This is a genomic window from Bacillus fungorum (assembly GCF_002746455.1).
GTDB lineage: Bacteria > Bacillota > Bacilli > Bacillales > Bacillaceae_G > Bacillus_A > Bacillus_A fungorum.
Genome location: NZ_NWUW01000021.1, coordinates 28,115 through 48,376 on the forward strand (window position 1 = coordinate 28,115; position 20,262 = coordinate 48,376).

At 34.9% G+C, this 20,262-nt stretch carries 25 protein-coding genes; 11 read left to right on the top strand and 14 right to left on the bottom strand.

The genetic code is table 11. From position 1 onward, the window contains the following. Positions 1-26 precede the first annotated feature (26 nt). Positions 27-923 carry a lipoyl synthase gene (lipA, locus tag CO726_RS22860; protein WP_098759718.1) on the top strand — a complete coding sequence of 299 codons (897 nt, stop codon included), beginning with the start codon at positions 27-29 and terminating at the stop codon, positions 921-923. 21 nt (positions 924-944) lie between these two features. Here lipA and CO726_RS22865 read toward each other — a convergent pair whose 3' ends face one another. Next, complete coding sequence (locus CO726_RS22865; protein ID WP_099685787.1) at positions 945-1,424, bottom strand: YbaK/EbsC family protein; 480 nt, start codon at positions 1,422-1,424, stop codon at positions 945-947. 74 nt (positions 1,425-1,498) lie between these two features. Beyond that, positions 1,499-2,053, bottom strand: coding sequence for a histidine phosphatase family protein (locus tag CO726_RS22870; RefSeq protein ID WP_099685788.1), 555 nt, complete (start codon positions 2,051-2,053; stop codon positions 1,499-1,501). 142 nt (positions 2,054-2,195) lie between these two features. Between CO726_RS22870 and CO726_RS22875 the strand changes: the two genes are divergently transcribed. Then, positions 2,196-2,621: a hypothetical protein gene (locus CO726_RS22875; RefSeq protein ID WP_136699831.1), complete on the top strand. Its 426-nt coding sequence runs from the start codon at positions 2,196-2,198 to the stop codon at positions 2,619-2,621. Positions 2,622-2,651: 30 nt separating this feature from the next. Here the strand turns inward: CO726_RS22875 and CO726_RS22880 are convergent, their stop codons facing one another. Next, the gene (locus CO726_RS22880) at positions 2,652-3,467 is read right to left on the bottom strand and encodes a YhfC family intramembrane metalloprotease (RefSeq protein ID WP_136699825.1); all 816 of its coding nucleotides are present in this window, start codon (positions 3,465-3,467) and stop codon (positions 2,652-2,654) included. A gap of 100 nt (positions 3,468-3,567) precedes the next feature. On the opposite strand from CO726_RS22880, the gene CO726_RS22885 reads away from it, so the two are divergent. Then, the gene (locus CO726_RS22885) at positions 3,568-4,299 is read left to right on the top strand and encodes a MerR family transcriptional regulator (RefSeq protein ID WP_099685791.1); all 732 of its coding nucleotides are present in this window, start codon (positions 3,568-3,570) and stop codon (positions 4,297-4,299) included. A gap of 46 nt (positions 4,300-4,345) precedes the next feature. Here the strand turns inward: CO726_RS22885 and CO726_RS22890 are convergent, their stop codons facing one another. After that, the gene (locus CO726_RS22890) at positions 4,346-4,924 is read right to left on the bottom strand and encodes a YhcN/YlaJ family sporulation lipoprotein (RefSeq protein WP_098759723.1); all 579 of its coding nucleotides are present in this window, start codon (positions 4,922-4,924) and stop codon (positions 4,346-4,348) included. A gap of 118 nt (positions 4,925-5,042) precedes the next feature. Between CO726_RS22890 and CO726_RS22895 the strand changes: the two genes are divergently transcribed. After that, complete coding sequence (locus tag CO726_RS22895; protein WP_136699826.1) at positions 5,043-5,345, top strand: YutD family protein; 303 nt, start codon at positions 5,043-5,045, stop codon at positions 5,343-5,345. Positions 5,346-5,355: 10 nt separating this feature from the next. On the opposite strand, the gene CO726_RS22900 is transcribed toward CO726_RS22895, so the two are convergent. The 4 genes from CO726_RS22900 to glpX all read right to left on the bottom strand — a co-directional run bounded on the left by CO726_RS22900 (position 5,356) and on the right by glpX (position 8,011). Then, on the bottom strand, positions 5,356-5,877 hold the full coding sequence (locus CO726_RS22900; RefSeq protein WP_099685792.1) for a GNAT family N-acetyltransferase: 522 nt from the start codon (positions 5,875-5,877) through the stop codon (positions 5,356-5,358). 11 nt (positions 5,878-5,888) lie between these two features. Next, positions 5,889-6,386: a cytoplasmic protein gene (locus CO726_RS22905; protein WP_099685793.1), complete on the bottom strand. Its 498-nt coding sequence runs from the start codon at positions 6,384-6,386 to the stop codon at positions 5,889-5,891. A 369-nt stretch (positions 6,387-6,755) separates the two neighbouring features. Then, positions 6,756-7,022, bottom strand: coding sequence for a DUF3055 domain-containing protein (locus tag CO726_RS22915; protein WP_000392606.1), 267 nt, complete (start codon positions 7,020-7,022; stop codon positions 6,756-6,758). 17 nt (positions 7,023-7,039) lie between these two features. Beyond that, the gene (glpX, locus tag CO726_RS22920) at positions 7,040-8,011 is read right to left on the bottom strand and encodes a class II fructose-bisphosphatase (RefSeq protein ID WP_000439090.1); all 972 of its coding nucleotides are present in this window, start codon (positions 8,009-8,011) and stop codon (positions 7,040-7,042) included. Between the two features lie 147 nt (positions 8,012-8,158). On the opposite strand from glpX, the gene CO726_RS22925 reads away from it, so the two are divergent. From CO726_RS22925 to CO726_RS31890, 5 genes are all read left to right on the top strand, one after another. After that, positions 8,159-8,599, top strand: coding sequence for a DUF86 domain-containing protein (locus CO726_RS22925; protein WP_099685795.1), 441 nt, complete (start codon positions 8,159-8,161; stop codon positions 8,597-8,599). A gap of 79 nt (positions 8,600-8,678) precedes the next feature. Continuing rightward, a complete protein-coding gene (locus tag CO726_RS22930; RefSeq protein ID WP_099685796.1) occupies positions 8,679-9,311 on the top strand; it encodes a helix-turn-helix transcriptional regulator in 633 nt (210 codons plus the stop codon). A gap of 109 nt (positions 9,312-9,420) precedes the next feature. Then, positions 9,421-10,185 carry a TIGR01457 family HAD-type hydrolase gene (locus CO726_RS22935; protein ID WP_000276470.1) on the top strand — a complete coding sequence of 255 codons (765 nt, stop codon included), beginning with the start codon at positions 9,421-9,423 and terminating at the stop codon, positions 10,183-10,185. Between the two features lie 115 nt (positions 10,186-10,300). Further along, a complete protein-coding gene (locus tag CO726_RS22940; RefSeq protein ID WP_099685797.1) occupies positions 10,301-10,831 on the top strand; it encodes an iron ABC transporter substrate-binding protein in 531 nt (176 codons plus the stop codon). Positions 10,832-10,966: 135 nt separating this feature from the next. Then, a complete protein-coding gene (locus tag CO726_RS31890) occupies positions 10,967-11,107 on the top strand; it encodes a hypothetical protein (RefSeq protein ID WP_169513064.1) in 141 nt (46 codons plus the stop codon). 54 nt (positions 11,108-11,161) lie between these two features. Here the strand turns inward: CO726_RS31890 and CO726_RS22945 are convergent, their stop codons facing one another. The 5 genes from CO726_RS22945 to CO726_RS22965 form a co-directional block, all read right to left on the bottom strand. Continuing rightward, positions 11,162-12,664, bottom strand: a complete 1,503-nt coding sequence (locus tag CO726_RS22945; RefSeq protein ID WP_099685798.1) for a hypothetical protein — start codon at positions 12,662-12,664, stop codon at positions 11,162-11,164. A 972-nt stretch (positions 12,665-13,636) separates the two neighbouring features. Continuing rightward, complete coding sequence (locus CO726_RS22950) at positions 13,637-14,452, bottom strand: HAD family hydrolase (protein WP_099685799.1); 816 nt, start codon at positions 14,450-14,452, stop codon at positions 13,637-13,639. Further along, entirely contained in the window at positions 14,449-15,561 is a 1,113-nt protein-coding gene (locus CO726_RS22955; RefSeq protein WP_099685800.1) for a cysteine protease StiP family protein, read from the bottom strand. The genes CO726_RS22950 and CO726_RS22955 overlap by 4 nt, the downstream gene beginning before the upstream one ends. Positions 15,562-15,566: 5 nt before the next feature. Beyond that, positions 15,567-16,913 carry a phosphoribosyltransferase family protein gene (locus CO726_RS22960; protein ID WP_099685801.1) on the bottom strand — a complete coding sequence of 449 codons (1,347 nt, stop codon included), beginning with the start codon at positions 16,911-16,913 and terminating at the stop codon, positions 15,567-15,569. Further along, complete coding sequence (locus tag CO726_RS22965) at positions 16,858-17,961, bottom strand: HpcH/HpaI aldolase/citrate lyase family protein (protein WP_099685802.1); 1,104 nt, start codon at positions 17,959-17,961, stop codon at positions 16,858-16,860. The genes CO726_RS22960 and CO726_RS22965 overlap by 56 nt, the downstream gene beginning before the upstream one ends. Before the next feature lie 162 nt (positions 17,962-18,123). Here CO726_RS22965 and CO726_RS22970 point away from each other — a divergent pair, with 162 nt between their 5' ends. Then, a complete protein-coding gene (locus CO726_RS22970) occupies positions 18,124-18,603 on the top strand; it encodes a GNAT family N-acetyltransferase (protein WP_099685803.1) in 480 nt (159 codons plus the stop codon). A gap of 23 nt (positions 18,604-18,626) precedes the next feature. On the opposite strand, the gene CO726_RS22975 is transcribed toward CO726_RS22970, so the two are convergent. Further along, positions 18,627-19,118 (bottom strand): phosphatidylglycerophosphatase A family protein, encoded by a 492-nt coding sequence (locus CO726_RS22975; protein WP_087959426.1) that lies wholly within the window; start codon positions 19,116-19,118, stop codon positions 18,627-18,629. 120 nt (positions 19,119-19,238) lie between these two features. On the opposite strand from CO726_RS22975, the gene yutH reads away from it, so the two are divergent. After that, the gene (gene yutH / locus CO726_RS22980; protein WP_099685804.1) at positions 19,239-20,240 is read left to right on the top strand and encodes a spore coat putative kinase YutH; all 1,002 of its coding nucleotides are present in this window, start codon (positions 19,239-19,241) and stop codon (positions 20,238-20,240) included. Positions 20,241-20,262: the final 22 nt, after the last annotated feature.

The window sequence follows — 20,262 nt, forward strand, 5'->3', positions numbered from 1 at the left end:
TTTCATATTGTGCGGAGTTGATAACCATGACAAAACAAACAGAATATAAGCGCAAGCCCGAATGGTTGAAAATTAAGTTAAACACGAATGAAAACTATACAGGCTTAAAGAAAATGATGCGTTCTAAGAATCTTCATACAGTTTGTGAAGAAGCGAAATGTCCGAATATTCATGAATGCTGGGCTGTAAGAAAAACAGCAACATTTATGATTTTAGGTGCAGTATGTACACGTGCTTGTCGTTTCTGTGCGGTTAAAACAGGCTTACCAACTGAGCTTGATTTACAAGAGCCAGAACGCGTAGCAGATTCTGTAGTACAAATGGGCTTAAAGCACGTTGTTATAACAGCGGTTGCACGTGATGATTTAAAAGACGGGGGAGCGGGTGTTTTTGCTGAAACAGTACGCGCTGTTCGTCGCAAAAATCCATTTACGTCAATCGAAGTATTACCATCTGATATGGGTGGAGTAGAAGAAAACTTAAAAATGTTAATGGATGCAAAACCAGATATTTTAAACCATAACATTGAAACAGTACGTCGATTATCTAACCGAGTTCGCGCTAGAGCAAAATATGACCGTTCATTAGAGTTTTTACGTCGAGCGAAAGAAATGCAGCCTGATATTCCAACTAAATCGAGCATTATGGTGGGCTTAGGTGAAACAAGAGAAGATTTAATTGAAGCAATGGATGACTTACGTGCAAACAATGTGGATATTTTAACTCTTGGACAATACCTACAACCATCTAAGAAGCATTTACCAGTTCTTAAATATTACCCACCAGCAGAATTTGCAGAGCTTAAAGAAATTGCACTTAGCAAAGGATTTAGCCACTGTGAAGCTGGTCCACTTGTGCGTTCTTCTTACCATGCGGACGAGCAAGTTCGTTCTGCGAAAGAAAAAACAGCAGAAGCTAAATAATGAAAAAAAGAGAGCTAACGATTAGCTCTCTTTTTGTTTGTACTCCAAAACAGTATTTGAACATGTTAATAAAATCTTTTTTAATTCCTCTGTGGATAATTCAATTGTAAATTCAGGTACACCAGGTGTAATTAAAATTTTACCGTAAGTATAAATCGCACTATCCACAATAATTGTTACATCTTGTGAATAACCGAAAGGAGCTACACATCCTGGCGTGCAACCAGTTTTGTCGCGCAGTTCATCGTGAGAACAGAGAGATAAGCGTTCTCCAGTTATTTCTTTCATCTCTCCCCGGTTGAGCCTTGTGCCCTCTAACGTAAAGAATACGTAATAATATCCAGACTTTGATTTTAAAAATAAGCTTTTACTTGGAGTACCTTGTAAACCAAGCCTTTCACGTACGATTCGATCTGTTTCATAATCGAGTACTGGTTCGTGTTCAAACTTTTCGTAAGAAGCATTTGTTTTATGTAGTAAAGCGAGTACATCTTCGTACATATGGAGTGATACCCCTTTCTATTGTTAGTACAGTTTCTTCTCGTGGCGTCAACTGAATATGTTGGAAAGAGATATTACTTGGACGGTGATTCCCATAATCGTTTTAGGATACATTGTTCATCGATTGTAATTTCGTAAATATCAGGATTCGTTAAAGCTCGCCATTCATTAAAGCCAATCGTCTGATCAAAGTGCCTTAAAATGAGCGTAAGTAAGTTTCCATGTGTAACAAGTAGTGTTGTAGTATGGTTTAATTTTAAAACGTCTTGGATAAGCGATATAGCACGGTCCGTTGCTTGTTTTGTTGACTCTCCGCCTGAAAAGGCAATATCTATATTTGTAAAAGTAGACTCTAGTTTCTGCATCCAATCATCCATTGGAACGTCGCTTAATATGCGTTCAGCTAATCTTTCATCTTCTTGGATAGACAAGTTAGCTTGGAGCGCATAGGGCCGTATAGAATCGATAGCTCGCACAAATGGGCTTGAAATAATATGATCTATTTGTGGTTGGTCTTCTAAGAGGAATGTAGCAAGGGTGTTTGCTTGATTCTTTCCGTCAATTGTTAATTCAGCATCACGTTTTTGTCCAGCGGCTGAACAATGTCGTATTACAATTATTTTCTTCATAATTCATCCCCATCTTTCAAGTTGACGCTATATACTTCGACAAATGTAGAAAAAATTCCTTTTTATTGGAAACAGCATATGGATTTAAATATGTGGAAAAGTAATGTGGATAATAAAAAATTGAGGTGTCACTATGAAAAAAATGATGTGCATTGTATTCATTATTTGTTTTCTTACGCAATTATCCACAACATATGCAGAATCCAATCAAAAGTTAGATTATCCAAGCAATCGAAATAAGCCATTTATGAGTGAAGATGTGTTTTACGAACAATTAGACAAGAAAATTTATAAAGAATATGAAAATGCAGCATACAGCGTTCGAAAAAAAGTCTTATTTAAAGAAGTGCCCGATGAAGAATCTTCTTTTAGGCAAAAAACAGCCGTGGGTTGTCGGAGTGAAGTGGTGCTTCAAGATTCTTTTGTTCACCCTGATCGCCAAGTTTATTTTTTCGCGTCCTTTTCTCAAAATGAAGTAGAAGAGTTACACAAGTACATCGTTATAGATGCAGAAACAAAGAAGGAGCTGCAAGGAGGAAAAAGCTATCATCATTGCGACAATCCATAAAAAATAATCCACCAATCGGTGGGTTATTTTTTACTCCGGCACACTCATTAATTTCGCTTTCATTTTGCGAATAAGAACGACAGCACCGATTGTGAAGAGAAGGGTAATTCCCTCTGCAACAAAGATGTTAATTGTTTTTGTTTGGTAAAGCGCCGCGAAGAAATCTACGAATGCGTGGAATAGTATAGCGTACACAAGGAATATATATTTCTTCTGTTTTACTGCGTATAAGACAAGTATTGTAAAGGCGATTTGCAGCACGAGTGCCATAATTCTTTCGAAGCTACCAAGGAAGTATAAGTAGGCAGGTTGCTGAATTAACATGTCCTGTAGGCGGCTTAGCTCTGGCATTTTTTCAACCATTTGAGCGAAGCTACCGCTGTTAATTGAATTCGCAAATATAAGTGCTTGGAATGCAGAGAATCCGCCAACTAAAATGGATTCTATCCCGCCGTGACCAATTCCATAAGCAAAACCATCTTTATATTCTTTATATTTTTTTAGCAGGAAAAAAAAGGCAACGAAGCGTCCTAATTCTTCAAAAATACCAGCAGTTAGTCCACCATACAGTGCGAAGACAAATGGATTTTCTAAAATTGGAGCGATTGCTGGATTACCGCGCATAAATAGGTGGAATGGTGTTTCGAGAATTTGGGTAAATCCGATAAAGATAAGAACACCAACGCCGACCACTTTCCAATTAATATTATATTTTTTACGGAAATAAACGAGTACAATAATTGGGACCAGAATCGAGACAATGAGTTGAAAGATGATGCTGGCAATTACAGTATTTGAAACCATATTTTCACCGCTTTCTAATATATGTACATATCTATTATGCATGAAATATGGGAGAGATGAAACTTTTTAAGATAAAATGAATTTACTTATTGACTCTAACGTTGCGTCATACTTTATCGTATGTACTAAGGGGGAGATACACATGACAATGAAGGTAAAAGAGGTAGCTAATTTAGTTGGAATTAGTGTGCGCACACTGCATCATTACGATGAAATTGGGTTGTTAACCCCAGACGAGACGACAGAGTCTGGATATCGTCTGTATTCCAATGAAAATTTAGAGACATTGCAGCAAATTTTATTTTTTAAAGAACTAGGCTTCCCTTTGAAGAAAATTAAAGAAATTATCATGAGTCCATCATTTAATCGCGAAGGGGCACTACAGCTTCATAAGAAAATGCTTCTTGAAAAGCGTGCTAGGTTAGATAAAGTGATTGCGACGATTGATAAAACAATTCAGCATACAAAAGGAGAGATTGAAATGACGAATAAAGAGAAATTTGAAGGATTCGATTTCAGCCATAATCCGTACGAAGAAGAAGCGCGTGAAAGATGGGGAGACGAAGCTGTAGATAAAGCGAATGAATATGCGAAAGGTATGTCAAAAGATAATCAAGAAGAGTTTAATACGATTTACAGAAATTTAGCGGCGCTTAGACACGGAGCACCAGATTCTAAAGAGGCACAGGAAGCTATCAAAGTATGGTACGATTACTTGCAAAACTTCGGTGAATATTCATTAGATGCTTTTAAAGGACTCGGCCAAATGTACGTTGCTGATGAGCGCTTTATGAAAAATATCGATAAGTTTGGCGAAGGGTTAGCGCAGTTTATGTGTGATGCGATGGAGGTTTATGCGGATCGTAAGAAATAGTAAAAAAGTAAAACAGTAAAACAGGTGGAGGTTTTCTCCACCTGTTTTACTTTTTAATCATATCATTCAAAGTTTGATTCTCTGTATTGTTCAAATGAGGATTTTTGCTCATTTCACGCTTTAACATATCGAGGCTTTGTGTATATTCTGTATCATTTAATGCGCCAGATTGAAGCCCTTGAATTTGAGAAATCAATTTTTGGTTTGTTGATACATATGCTTTATAATAGCGAGGGACGATGGACAAAGCAGTTTTATATACTTGATCCGCTACGAGTTTCGGATCCGTTGTGTTTGCACGGTATACAACAAATACTTCATCATCAGTAACGAGCGTAGCAGCGTTTGTAACGTCAGGAAGTTTGACTGTCATGCTTGTAATCATTTCAGCGACTTTCTCACGGTTAATGGCTCCTACTTGTTTGTTAGATACTTCATGTTTTTGTTTAGATGAATAGCCGACCCTTGTAAGTCGTGTATTTGTATTTTCCGTATGATACATATCGTTTTTATTGGAAACAAGAACACGACTTCCTTCTTCACGTTCCATTTCGGCTTTATTCGTTGATTGGCAGCCTGCAAATAAGGAAAGCGTGAGGAGAGAGAGTATAATTTGTTTTTTCACGATGTATCACCTCCTTCTCCATAGCATGCACTAATTTGCAAATTTTTGTATTTGAAATTGTTGGTTGGTATGCTTTGTGATACGATAAAAAGAAGAATGCTTAGAGAGGAAGTTAATGATGGAGCAAAAGCAAGAGATTCATGCTACGGTGAGCATTAGTAATGTTCAGTACGAAGTAATTAAAAACTTTCGTGACGGTTTTAGTGAAGAAGCATTTAAAGAGCGCTATGCAGAAATTTTAAATAAATATGATTACATCGTTGGGGACTGGGGTTATGAGCAACTTAGATTGCGCGGATTCTTTGATGATAGTAACCAGCGTGCGACATATGATACGAAAATTAGTACATTGTCAGAGTATTTATACGAGTACTGTAACTTCGGTTGTGCACACTTCGTATTACGAAAAGTGAAGAAATAAAAAAATCCTCTTACGATTGTAAGAGGACTTTTTCATAGCAATTATACCAATTGTGAGGAGGCTGTTTACTGGAAAAGTAAACAGCACCTCGGCAAATATAATGATTCTTTTCATACAAACGCAATGAAACAGGATTACCAGTGAAAGCATCTAATCGTATGCCGGTATAGTTTTTCTGTTTCGCTTCATTTTCCCAAAAGGATAAAAGTACTTTGCTATATCCTTTTCCTTGCGCGAGCGGATGGATGACGAAAGAGTGGACGATAAGAAAGCGCCCGTCTGTTTCTGACCAATCAATGCGCTCATATTCTGGAGACTGCGACTCGTTTAATACGACAGCACCAACGAGTGAATCACCCTCAAACAGGCAATAGAGTTCACCTTGTTCTAAGTGATAGGAAATATGTTCTTGCGCCGGATAAGAATCATCCCATTGGTAAATTTGATTTTGTAAGAGCGCTTTTTTACATTCTGTATACATTTCATCTAATTCGTCTAGTAAATCCATCGTACCTTTTCTCACTTTTAACATGAGATCCCCCCTCACAAACAAATCGAAATATAATCGCCTTCAGAAAGTATTGTATTTGGTTTTATTTGTTGTCCATTCAATTGAATATCCCCATTTTTAATTTTATCCACAATGAGTGTACGGCTCCAGTCGGAAATATATGTGGATAAGGCTTTATCGATGCGGTGGGAACCAAAAACGATGTCTAATACGATCGTGATTTCGGTTATACCACTTTCTTTATGTCGTGTAATGGAAATAGTAGTACTTGCTTCTGTTTGGTCTTGCTGTGTCGTATCAACTGTTTCAACGTGATCAGTAAATGATTTATAAATGCGAATTTTTTGATTCCACGTATGATCTTTCGGACATTTATAAATGGCAAAGCGGTATATATTTTTTCCATTGGCGTTATGCCTACGAATATTCGTGTCAGTAAATAGGGTAGTGCGTCTGCAATTTTTGCAATACTTTTCGATTGTGTTTTGCTGGTTTTCATATAAACTCCAAGAAAGTTGTACTTTCTGCATTTTCCTTCACCTCTTATAGTAGTGGTAAAGGAACGTAATACAGCTATTTGGATGTCTTGTAGTATGAAGGCATGAGAAATAGACAAAAATAAAAGGAGATTCCCTTAGGAAGCTCCGTAAACATCATACTACAGATGCGTTACGCTCCTTTGTAATGGGAATGGGCAGACTACTCCCTTGAAAAAGCACGGTGCTTTTTTGAGAGTAATGCTATCCAATTGCTGGTCCATTACAAAGTAGTTGTTGGCATACGCAGATAACGTCCTTTCTATCCAAATAGATTTATTCTTCATTATAACATATTAGTTTGAAAATTAAAAATTATTAAAGTAAAAAAACACCAGCTAAAATAGCTGGTGCATACGATAATTATATAAGTTCAAATAAAAATGAGCGTAATTCTTCTGCAATTTCTTCAGTCATAGAAAATGCGTGCTCTAAGTAGCCTGGTTCGTTTAAATCGTCAGCGCCGATGATTGCGAATTTATTGCGCTGCATATCAAGGACAATTGTTTTACCGTAATGACGATCGGAGTATAATAGCGCTAAATCATGACGCTCATTTTCTCCCATAAAGCTAACGAAACGAGTTTTTGTAGCGACAGTGTCGTCGTACAGAAAGAAACGTTCTTCCATACACATGGCTCCTTTTATTAAATATCTAAGTTTAAGTGTGGCTTATGATCTAAATGGTGATGCGTTTTAATGAATCGTACCGTTCTTGTTTTGTAACGCATTACGATAGAGTATGTTTCAGCTAAATCTCCGCCTAGGAATTTCACGCCGTCTAATAACTCACCAGCAGATACACCAGTTGCTGAGAAGATTGCATCATCACCAGATACTAAATCGTCTAACATAAGAAGTTGACGAGGGTCTTCTAATCCCATTTCACGACAACGTGCTTCTTCTTCTTCGTTCATTGGAACTAAGCGAGCTTGCATTTCACCTTCAAGGCATTTTAATGCTGCTGCAGAAATAACGCCTTCTGGAGCTCCGCCAATACCTACGAATAAATCAATACCAGTTCCAGGTAGTGCTGTTGCGATTGACGCACCAACATCACCATCACCAAATAATTTTACACGTGCACCTTTTGCACGAACACGGTCAATAATATCTTGATGACGTTCACGTTCTTGAACGATAACTGTTAGATCGCGAATCTTTTTATTGTTAGCTTCCGCTACAATTTCAATTGTTTTTTCAATTGGATCATCTAAGCTAATTTTACCAGCTGCTTTTGGACCAACCGCGATTTTTTCCATGTACATATCAGGAGCATGAAGAAGGTTTCCTTTATCTGCGATTGCGATAACTGCCATTGCATTTGCAAGACCTTTTGCAACGATGTTTGTACCTTCTAATGGGTCAACGGCGATATCTACTTCTGGACCGTTACCTGTTCCTAGTTCTTCACCAATATACAACATTGGTGCTTCATCAAGTTCTCCTTCACCGATTACAACTGTACCTGCCATGTTTACTGAATCAAACATATCACGCATTGCTGTAGTTGCTGCATCATCTGCTTCATTCTTCTTTCCGCGGCCCATCCACTGTGCGGATGCTAATGCTGCTGCTTCTGTTACACGGACAATTTCTAGTGCGAGTTCACGTTCCAAGGTTCCATTCCTCCAATTTCAAAAATCATACAAATATAACTATAACAAATAACGGAGAAAAGGTGAATTCGAAAAATTGTCGATTTTTTCAGAAGAAAGCGTTACAATTAAAATGTAAATGCTTTAATTTCCAGGTAGGTGACATTCATGTATTTTGTAGACAGAAAGAAAATAGAACAAATGCTAGTATGTTTAGAACGAGCAACAAGTACATTTCAAGAGAAAAAGATATATGAAACCGAGTTTGAATTTTACGCATTAGAACGTATAGCTCATCTAATGATTGATTGTGTATTAGATGTAGGGAATGCGATGATCGATGGATTTATTATGCGCGATCCAGGAAGCTATGAAGATATTATTGATATTTTAATGGACGAGCGAGTGATAAGTGAAGAAGATGGAAAAGGGATGAAAGAAATTATCCTTCTTCGAAAAATGCTTACGCAAGATTATATTCAAATGAATCATCATGAATTATATAAGACGATTCAAAAACATATTGCAGTGGTAGAAAAATACCCAGCAAATATTCGTAGTTACTTAGAGAAGGAATTAGGACCTGTATCTGCATTTGTACCAGAATAATTATGCTTATAAGATCCCCAGGACTACCTTTTGGGGATCTTATATTGTATGTGAGAAAGAAAAGGGAGAAGGATGAAGCATGGGGGAAGCACGTACGACGAAAGATGAAATTGTACAATTGTTGAAAGTAAAGGGAGAGCACACGGTAGCGGAACTAGCTGATATTTTAGAGATTACAGAAATGGCGATCCGAAGACATTTAAGTAATCTTGAGAAAGATGGTTTCATTTATTCCAAGATGGTAAGGCAACATGTCGGAAGACCAACTTATTTGTATGGATTAAGCGAAAAGGGAGAAGATACATTCCCGAAAGAGTATAAGCAATTTGCGATTGATATGCTAGAAGATTTAGCTCGAATGGGCGACGAAAAAATACTTCGCCACGTTTTAAAAGAGAGAACGAAGCGAATGGAAGAACAGTTGCAAAAGCGAGTGAGTAATCAAAAGAATTTAGCATATAAAGTGCAAGAAATAGCAGCTATGCAAGAGAAAAATGGTTATATGGTTCAAATTAAGAGAGATGGGGAGAACTCTTTCGTAATTGAAAAACAAAACTGTCCGTTAAAGGAAATCGCTGAGAGATTCCCGCAAGTGTGTGAAGATGAAAAAGAGATGTATAAGCGTTTATTTGCGAACGCAGATGTGAAAACGCTAGCAAACATGTGCGAGGGCGATTGTAGTTGTTCTTACCAAATAAAAGAGAAAAAATGAACGTTATGGGGCGCTTTAAGGTAAAGCGTTTTTTTCTTTGGAAAAAGCGGGTAATATAAGAGTGGTATGATAAGGTGAGAACGTTAGCATAGAAGGAGAGACATAATCGATGTATAAAGGCTACTTAATTGACTTAGACGGTACAATGTATCGGGGAGAAGAACAAATTGAAGAAGCGAGCGACTTCGTAAAAGCATTAGGAGAGCGCGGCATTCCATATTTATTCGTTACGAATAATTCAACACGTAAACCAGAACAGGTGGCAGAAAAACTTGTTCGTTTCGATATTCCAGCGAAAGCAGAGCAAGTATTCACAACGAGTATGGCAACAGCGAACTTCATTTATGAACGTAAACAAGACGCAACTGTATATATGATTGGTGAAGAAGGCTTACATGATGCGCTTGTGGAAAAAGGATTTGAACTTGTGGATGAAAATCCTGATTTCGTTGTTGTCGGTTTAGATCGTGATATCACATATGAAAAATTAGCAAAAGCTTGTCTTGCTGTGCGTAACGGCGCAACGTTTATTTCTACAAATGGAGATATTGCCATTCCAACTGAGCGTGGGTTATTACCAGGTAACGGTTCATTAACATCAGTTGTAGCAGTATCAACAGGTGTGGATCCAATCTTTATCGGAAAACCAGAATCAATCATTATGGAACAAGCTTTAAAAGTGCTTGGTATAGGAAAAGATGAAGCATTAATGGTTGGGGATAACTACGATACAGACATTCTAGCGGGAGTAAATGCTGGTATGCATACTCTTCTTGTCCACACTGGAGTCACAACTGTGGAGAAGTTAACAGAATATGAAGTACAACCAACGCAAGTTGTGCATAACTTGACGGAGTGGATTGAGAAGATGTAATGAAAAATAGGTAACCGGAAGAGGTTACCTATTTTTTTATGCATAATTGCATATGTACTATAAGTATATAAAATGTAAAATTTAAATGTAATGATGTAAGGGGGAGAGAATAAGAATGTATTGGATGTCATGTATTATGTTTGTTTTTACATTATGTGTTTTGTTCTTTGTTCTATGGAAGATATATAAAATAAATGAAATGAAAAAAAGCGCAGGAAAACTCATTGCAATGTATCCTCGGGTGAAAAGACGTTGGATTGCGTTACTTGGACCAGCGTATTTCATTGGACAATGTATGTATATATATGCTCGGTACGTGAGTGGCGATATTGATACAGTTGAACAGTTTCTCATTCAGCTAGGTATTCATGCTGTAGCAAGTTGTTTTATGACTTTAATAGCCATCCATCTTATTAAAAGTGTACAAATATATGAAAAAGGTGTAGTAGACGGATTAAACTTTTATTCATATAAAGAATTAAAAGGCTATAAAACATCAACATGGGCAAATCCAAAAGAAAATATATTTTTATATCGCGGGCGAGAAAAAATGAATGACAATGTGAATTTACTTATTAGACAGGAAGATATGAATGAATTAGAAAGCATTCTTCAAAGATATATTCCGAAATTAATGATGAAATAAAAAAACTCCGGTTGTTATGAGTGAATTGTACCCCGAATCGTGGACACTAAAAAAGTCCATGATTCGGGGGTTTTGTGTATTTTTATCAAAAAATCTCGTTATAATGGAATCAACGATAGAAATGAGGTACGGAGAATGATTAAAATTATTTTTAACGAAATTCAAATGAAACAGCTAGAGAAAAATAAAAATGTATTAAAGGTGTCGGAACGTTTGATTAGCTACTGTCCAGATTTAAAAGTAAGGGCAGTAAAAGAAAACCAACAAGGAAATTAGACGCTCTCTTCCATATATCTTCATTATAATTAAAACTTTATAAGCTCAAAGTATTTATTTGTTTTTAAATAGTCTTTCATTTAAAATGTTTGTAACTTTTATTGCGCCTTCTTTATCTAAATGATCTAAGTCTAGGCAATCATTTTCATTAAAAATATTCGAATCAAATAAATCAATGATTTCGAATTCGAAATTTTCTTTTAAGTATTTCATTTTATCATAAAATATTTCTTTATATTTTGGGCTAAGATTTTCTTTATAATAGCTCGTAGTAGGGAACACAACAATTATTGGCTTAACCCCATTTTCATTTAAGAATTTAAATGTCTGAGCAAAAATTTGCACATTCTCTTTAAGCGTTTCTTCATACTTCAATACTTTGTTATGAGAAATAGCTCTGTCAGTGCCTAAAGCTATTTTTTGCTGTTCAGATAAATCACCTAAACTAGTATTCCCAATTAAACTACCACTTTTTCTACTCTTATCACTATTAAAATAAGATAGACCCACTTTACTATAATAGATATCCATCATTTCTTTTTCTAAACCATTTACATCAAAAATGGTTTTTATTTCGTCAGACACAAAATTTTCAAATGAATTTTGTTTATCATCATTATTTTGCTCATAAGGAATTTGATAATAATGTGTATCTTTGAATAAAGGATAGTATACATCTGTAATTCTATATGCTTCGCTACCTCTAGATAAATCAAAATGAAAACTGTAGTAAGCAGTGCCTATTATACAATTTTTAACAGATTTATTTTCATTAATTACATCTTCTATAATCTTTAATGAGTAATATATATCTTGAGAAGCCAAAGATAAATTTATTGATTTCTCTTTTAGTAAATCAACTTCTACACCAAATAGGGAATAAGATAAACCTACTATTAATGTATTGATATCTTTATCTTCTTTACAAACTTTAAGCGTATTATTTAAGAAATTATAGTCATAATTTCTGTAATACTGATTAATTGCAGCTGTATATAACTCAGTTATAATATCTTCATAAATAATAACTTTATCAAACCCTCTGTTTTGAATTTCATTATAGAATTCATCGTAATACTTCTTATCAATAATTAAAAGGGTGATTTCGTTTCTCACAGTTCCCATTACGCTATCATTAATATTAGTACCTAACTTTTCAAAATTTAAATATTCTTTATTTAATATTCGTTTACTTAGATTAAGGTGATCTGAACTAAATAAATACACCGTGGTTTTTACTTTATTAATTAAATAGGTATGTAGATTCTTAAATTGAATTTGAATATCTTGATATAGTTCTCTCATTTTAATATTTGAGAATTCATAATTATTGCAATGATTAATAAAACCATCTATAGATATTGCCAAATTATTAAATTCTTCACTATTTAGGTGTATTTTATTTTTAACTATAAAATCAGTCATTATATTGATAATCTGAAAAATGTCTCCTTCATTCTCAACTTTATTCATTAGATTTTCAAATAATTCAAATGTATTTATAAAATTAATATTTCTTTTTAAATTTATTAACTTCTCCTCTGTACTAACCAACATAACTATTACTCCTTTTTGCTTTGTACATCATCTGTTGCAAAGCACCTCATATTTAATATCAATATAAATAGATATTAATTTATTATACTGCTAGTCGGTACATATTTTCTAGATTATCTTCCTAACTTAGATACAAACTCAAAACTTTTTTAAATTATAATTTTTATTTATAATAATTCAAAATGTATTTTGCTAAAATAAATAAAATATTTCTTTTTAAAGTTTATAAAACATTGAGTTTAAATTTATTTGAATAGGCAATTCCTTTATAGGATAGCGCCACACACCTATCAACTTAAGGCATGCTTTTATACAAAATGTGGTCCTTCCATATACTTTTTCATAGATTTATTTTGGCTACACAAACAGACATAGATGATGTTCAAGAGTATTTAAAAGTGATAGTAATTAAATTAGAGAAAAACGACGAAGACTGGAAAATAAGCAAATCATAATAAAAAAGTACAGGTCTTTAATGGTTACTTTTGTTGCGAGAGTCAAATAATAGATATGTATGTATAAAAAGACGCTCGAAAATCGCCTTTTTATACCCCGCTCATACAAAGTACAAAGAAGACAAATAAAATGATGACAATACCAATGCCGAAGTTAAATACGAGAGTACTATCCATAAATGTAACCTCCCTATTTGAAAGTAAAAAGTACTCTAGCCAAGAGTGCTTTTTTATTTTGAGTCTACTTCAAAACTTTGAGAAAAGGATTCATGCATGTAAAGAGTTACATTATTTTATGTGTTTATATTTTGAAATGAGTAAGTCCTTGTGAGATATAAAAAAAGACACTCTTTTGAGTGTCTTTCATGATGACAAAATGTACCAATTGCTTGAGTTTGATAAGGCGCTAATATCCGTTTTAACGCCTTTTCTTTGATCAAGAAGTGTAGCAACAGCGATTTAAGTAAATTGTACCATTTGTTTCATAGGTGTGTGTATGTAATTATGCATATTTCGATTATGAGGTAGGTAATGAACTGTGAATAATTTGAAGTGATTTACTTACGATTTCTTCTGCGGCATATATGCCGATTGCATCTGTTTTTACAATGTGGGGCTGTAAGTGATTATATGTTGCCCCTAATTCACCGTGAAGTGGTGCAAAGGCATAGTTAGCTTTTTCAAGCATGCATAAATCAAGTAAAGAATCCCCAGCTGTAATAATAGTATCTATTTGTAGCACTTCTTTTATATATTGCACAGCATCCCATTTGTTAATAGGCTTCGGTACAAAATATAATTTTCTACCTTGAAGTGAATGAGCCCAGCCTTGTTTGTCTAACCAAGAAATGAAGGATGTTAATTCGTCATAAGGAATGTTCTCTCGTTTAATGATGCAATAGTGGAATAAATCATCAGCTGTTTTTTGTGATATAACCCAATTTTTATGAGCGATTTGTTCAAATTCCTTTAGTATATCGTTTCTCTCTATACATTCTACTGAAAGTCTTTTTTTTATTTCTTTGTTCCAAGTAACATCTTGCTTGCCATTATGAAGGATATTACCGCCGTTACTTGTAATGGCATATTCAGGAATGATTTCATTTTGGAATAAAGCAATACGTTCAAATTGTTCAATCGTTCTTGTTGTAACTGGGATAAAATATGAGTGCAGTTGCAATTTTTTTAGTAGTGAAATGGTTTTATGTGTTATGAAAGAAATTTCTTTTCCGTCTAAAGTTTCAATGAGCTGAATTAATTCATCTTCTATATGAGCACGAGATGATTTTCGGGAATAAATAAGCGTTTGATCAAGATCACTGGCGAAAATCATAGCGTTTCCTCTCTAAGAGGTTTAATGAGCCCGCAACATGAATAAGCCATATTTTCATATATTTCAATAGGGACATTCTTTTCTTTAGCAAGAAGTAAAATATGCTTTAAATCGGGATTGTTTTGCTTGCGTATTAAAATTTTCCACGGTATTCTCCGAAGTAATACGCGAGTTGTTTCACCGACTCCTGGTTTAATTAAGTTAATATCGTCAATTTCAAAGTGAGTTTGGATAGAATGTATATCTTTTAATCCTTGCCAAGAGGGATCGGTGTATGTTGAAGCAATATAATGTAATTGATGATCTATATGAGAATGAACAGAAGGGAATAAATCTGTTACCTCATTGATGAAGAAGTTTGATAAATCTTCTTGTTCTAGCTCTTTATAATATTTAACACCATGAAAATCATTTGGGCCAATATAGGTGTCATTTAGTACAGTGCGGCTAATTAGTCCAGAGACGGTTGCATTTAAGCAAGCACTAGGGATAAGAAAATCTTCACGTGTACCGTAAATTGAAGTACAGTAACCAGGATCAGCAAGTACAGCCATACAATGAGAAAGGTGTGTACTATTTCTCTCGTTAAATGTATGTACTGCATGTTCCAATTCCCTTTTTATTGCACCCTTTCCAGTCCACCCATCAATGAATTGAATTGTTTCTTTAGGATGATGTTCCAAAATATAATGGAGTGCATTTTCATCGATACCACGTCCGCGAATAATAGAAATACAATAGTGAGGTACATCAAGGTTATATTGATAGCGTATGTAGCGTTTTATAAGAATACCAATAGGTGTACCAGCCCGCGCTAATGAGACGAGGACAAGATTCGTTCCTTTAGTCTGTATAATTTGTTTGGCGACAACTCCAACAGCAATGGCTAGTTTGTGTTTGTATTGTTGCAGGGAAGAAAAGAATAAATCCATATATGCCTTAGATGGTTTATATTCAATTGGTAACATTTCAGAATAATGTGTACCAGCTTGAATAGCTTGTTCTCTAGTTTCTGTGGAACTTTCTTTCATTAAATCACTAATATCTTTTAATAGAAAAATAGCATCATTTGGATCGTAACTACTAATATGGGAATTTACTTTTACCATAATTATCAACCTTCCTTTTCTATGCTATTTGAAAATGAGACGATATGAATAAAGGGAATAACTGTTTGTAACTGCTGTAGAAGAGGAGATAGGGCTTCTTCTCCTAAATCACGTTCCATAAAAACAAATACTTCATCGTAATCATGAGGTGAAATATTATAAAAGTAATTTGTAATAGTAGAATCTTCGGGACTTGGATATGAGAAATGATTATGAATGGCGTAGTTCACATCATTTGAAACAGGGTGGATAGGGCTTCGTGTTGTAGATTGATATAAAATATTTTCACCCATTTCAGCAGCAATTTTCATTGGAATATACATAAATTCACCCGTTCCGAGGCAGAGCGTTCGTTTTCCAATTCTTTTTCTTTGTAACATTTTTCCTGCTTCTTGAGTAAAAGAATGAATGTGCTTTTGTTCATATGCTGAAATGCCAAATCGCCCAGTATATTTTATATAATTTGATGTATAGGGTAATGTTGGGCAGGTAAGGGTATGCTTTTTGAAATCAGGTTTTGTTTCTTCAATGTGAATATCTGTTTTTGCAATATTTAATGGTTGGCCAGTTGTATGAATACTGCCTTCTAATAAAGAAATAACATGAATCTTAATTTGAAGTTCTTCTTCTAATTGTTTAAATTGTCTTCTATTAGTATTAGAACGCCAGTCTAATAAAGAAGCAATAGTATACTCTTCTCGTGGAAATTGCTGTTGAATGGACCTAATAATATTTAGTGCGGTTTTCCCAGTTGTCATCTCATCATCTACGAGAACAATTGGATTGTTGTTTTGAAAAAAGCTCTTATCGACATAACAAAGGTGTGATGTTGCATGGGAGTGTTCTTCTTCAAATGTAATAACAGATTTAAGTTCGGGTATCGATTCCCTAGTTGTATGAACATACTTTGCATTTTGGAAACATTGAAACATAGAGTGACCGAGTGCAGTTGCTGTTTCAGCAAAGCCGATAAATAAAACTTCTTCCTGTAAAGGATATTGATAATGAAGTATTTTTTCTGGAATGTCATCAAATTCTGAAGAAATAAGACTTGAAACTTCTTTCTGAAATGGATGAAAAGTATTATGCAATATTTCCATATATCTTGCAGCAAGAGCATGTCCGCTTGCTAAAGCAACTACTGGTTTGACAGGAAGATGCTTTCCAAGAATTGTGCTCACAAATAAAAAACTCCGTTTCTTATTTATCCTCGCTGCCATTTGAAAAAGATTGTCTAGCGCTAAGTTATATGGATTATCACGTATTTCAATATGAACTTTTATATTATTTAAAACGTTATACGTGTTGTTTTGCATTCGTAATAAGGAGATCGGTGAATTGTTTGTTTTCATGTAGCACCCCGTAAATATTAGATTTTAAAATGGTTTTGCGAGCCCAGTTATAATGAGGCTTTACTTCATTCATTTTGTTAGCAAAACTGCTTTTTAGCACTCCGTTATACGTATCTGCATTTTGTAAAATTGACCTTGCGTCTAAATAATCTTCCATTGTAACAATGTGCATTGCTTGTACAACTTTAATATGAGATGGGTGAATGACTGTCTTTCCGATTAATCCATTTGCATGGTCAAGTGATACCTCTTGAATGAGCCCTTCTTCGTAATCATTAGAAAAATATTCCCATACACATCCTGAAATAACATATTCATTTGTTGCTCTGGAGAAAATATTAAGAATGTCGGAAATACAATCACGAACAACAGTAATATGATAGATAGGTGTGTATTTATTGCGCCGAATACCAAATATACTTGAAAAATCAGTGGCGCCAATACGTACATTTAAGATGTGATCAGGATAGGAATCTAGTAAATCTTTTATTTGTAATAATGATTCTACACGTGTTTCTTTATACATAATTTCTGGTGATTCTAAAATCGGCATTCCATAAAGGGATAATGAATGTAGCTCGTTTATATAGGCAAGCTGATTGATATAAGTCTTTCCATTAACGGGTGTGAATTTGGGAAAGACAAAACCACATAAGCAATGAACCGCACTACCTAATTCAGTAACAATTGTTTTCATTTGACTTGGCTGTCGAACTCTAATAAAAAGAAGTGGGATGTCTGCTTGATTTAGTATGTTGGCACTGACTAAGTTGGCGATTTGCTGTATTTGAACGACGATGTTTTGCTCTGCAAGTTTTACTTCCTCATCGCTGATAGCGTCCTCTAGACAAAGAATAATTGAGGTAGCTTCCACATGTTTTTTTCTCATTATATCTTCCGCGATAGTTTCCTTCGTGCCAGGAGTATATAGTGTAGCGCCTAGTGCGTAAGCTAGTTGTTCTTTCCCTATATTTTTTGAAAAACTAAGAGGTTCTTTATAGAAAAAATTTTGCCGTTCTTCTGAGGAGAGATAAGAAAAGTAATTCAAATTGTCACCACCTTATTTGTAATGATTCTGTTTAATCGTAACATAATAAGAAAAATCTTCCATAAAAATGAAGCGAGAAATTTAAAAAATATATTGAGAAAGATGAATTATAAGATGAATATCGAATATTGTTAATAGAAATATAATAGGGGGAAAGAGAAAGTGGATATACATAAGTTAACAGAAGAAGAAGCAAATGAGATAAATACGTGGACGTACGAAGAACCTTATAATTTGTATAGTTTTTCAGGCGAGGAAGAAGTAATAGAAGAATTATTAGATGGGACGTATTATGGCTGTTGTGACGATAATGGGGAGTTTATCGGCTATTTTTGTTTTGGGGAAAATGCACAAGTGCCAGGGGGAAGAGATGCTCATTTATATGGTGGAGAAGATGTAATTGATATCGGACTTGGCATGAAGCCAGATTTAACAGGGAAGGGCATGGGAGAAATATTTTTTCAAGCTGGGATAACGTTTGCTACTAAGGAATTTAATTCGAAATTGTTTCGATTAAGCGTAGCGACATTTAATATAAGAGCGATTACGTTATATAAAAATATCGGATTTAAGCAAGGGACTATTTTTTTGAGTCGCGGAAGAAAATTTATGCTTATGGAATACGAAAGACCGTCAGCATGAAACTGACGGTCTAGAAAACATTATTATTCTGAGTGCTCAGCTCGGTGCGCTAAGCGACTTGAAGCAGCGGCAGCAATTCCACCAACGATATCATCAAGGAATGTATGCACCTTTCCAGACGATTTATCATTTAAGTATTCTAAAATACCAGGTTTTAATTTATCGATATATCCAAAGTTCGTGAAACCGATAGAGCCGTACACGTTAACGATAGAAAGTGCGATTACTTCATCAATTCCGTATAAGCCTTCATCACGTTTTACGATATCTTGTAACGGCTCACTTAACATTCCTTTTTCAGCAAGAACATCGAGTTCGATACCTGTAATCAGTGCGTTTTGTACTTCACGTTTTGATAATACACGCTCAACGTTATAACGGCATTCTGACATCTCTAAATTTGGATGATATTTTTTTTGAAGAAAATGAACAAGCTCGGCAATATCGTCAATTGTTACACCGCGTTCTTGTAATAGTTGTAATGCTCTTTCTTGTAGTTGATTTGATTCTTTCATGTTTATCACCTTTTTTTCTTTTTAGTATTTGTATACGTTTCGTTGCTTTATCATGTGCATAGGAATGAAAGGCGAGCACAAGCTCATATATATAAAGAAAAACCATAGGTGGCGACTGCGATGATTCATCATATTTATGAGCATTATCACATGCATGTTAAAGAATTAATCCCCCTTGGCCCCTATAAAAGCTTTTGGATTCGCAACAAAATTTATGTACTTGTTCCAATTGGAGAAATGGAGGAAGAAGTACTTGTAGAGATGAAAAAGCTCAGTGACTATATGAACCAGCAAGGGGATATAACTGTAGCGACTTTCGTTCCGACTATACACGGCTACTATGTAAGTGAGATAGAAGAACAAAATTACTGCTTATTAAAAGGTATGCGTGCGTTAGAACGACATGCTATATCATTAGGAAGTGAGCTTTCTATATTCCATAAACGAGGTGCATTCTTTCCAGAAGAAGTTGAGCAATTAAGCCGCATTGGTGAATGGAAAGCGTTATGGGAAAAAAGGCTCGATCAGTTAGAAAAGTTTTGGCAATCACAAGTGATGAACCACCCTACAGACGTATTCGATCAATTGTTTATCGAATCCTTCCCGTATTACTTAGGTGTTGCAGAAAATGCAATTCAATATGTTGTTGATACAGAAATGGATGATACGCCGCAACTAACGGATGCAGCAACAATTTGCCAAGAACGATTCACACCTTTATTATGGCATCAAACGAAGCGTCTCAAACTTCCTTTTGATTGGGTGTATGATCACCCGACTCGAGATATAGCAGAATGGATTCGCTATATGATGATAGAAAAAAAGAAAGACTGGGAGCAAACGATCGTTCAATTTGTTACAGATTATGAACGAAATTATTCGCTATCCTCATTTGGTTGGCGCCTATTATTTGCAAGGCTTTTGTTCCCGCTTCACTATTTTGAAACAGTCGAACGATATTACCAAACTGGAAACGAAGAACAAAAAAGTATATATAGAGATCGCTTAGAAGACATTTTACACGATGTGAACCGCTCTGAGCAATTTATGAAGCATTTTTATGGCTCACTTCGTTTACCAGTAGATAAGCTTGGGATTAGAAAATTAGATTGGTTATCGTAATAGTATAAAAAAGAGACCGATG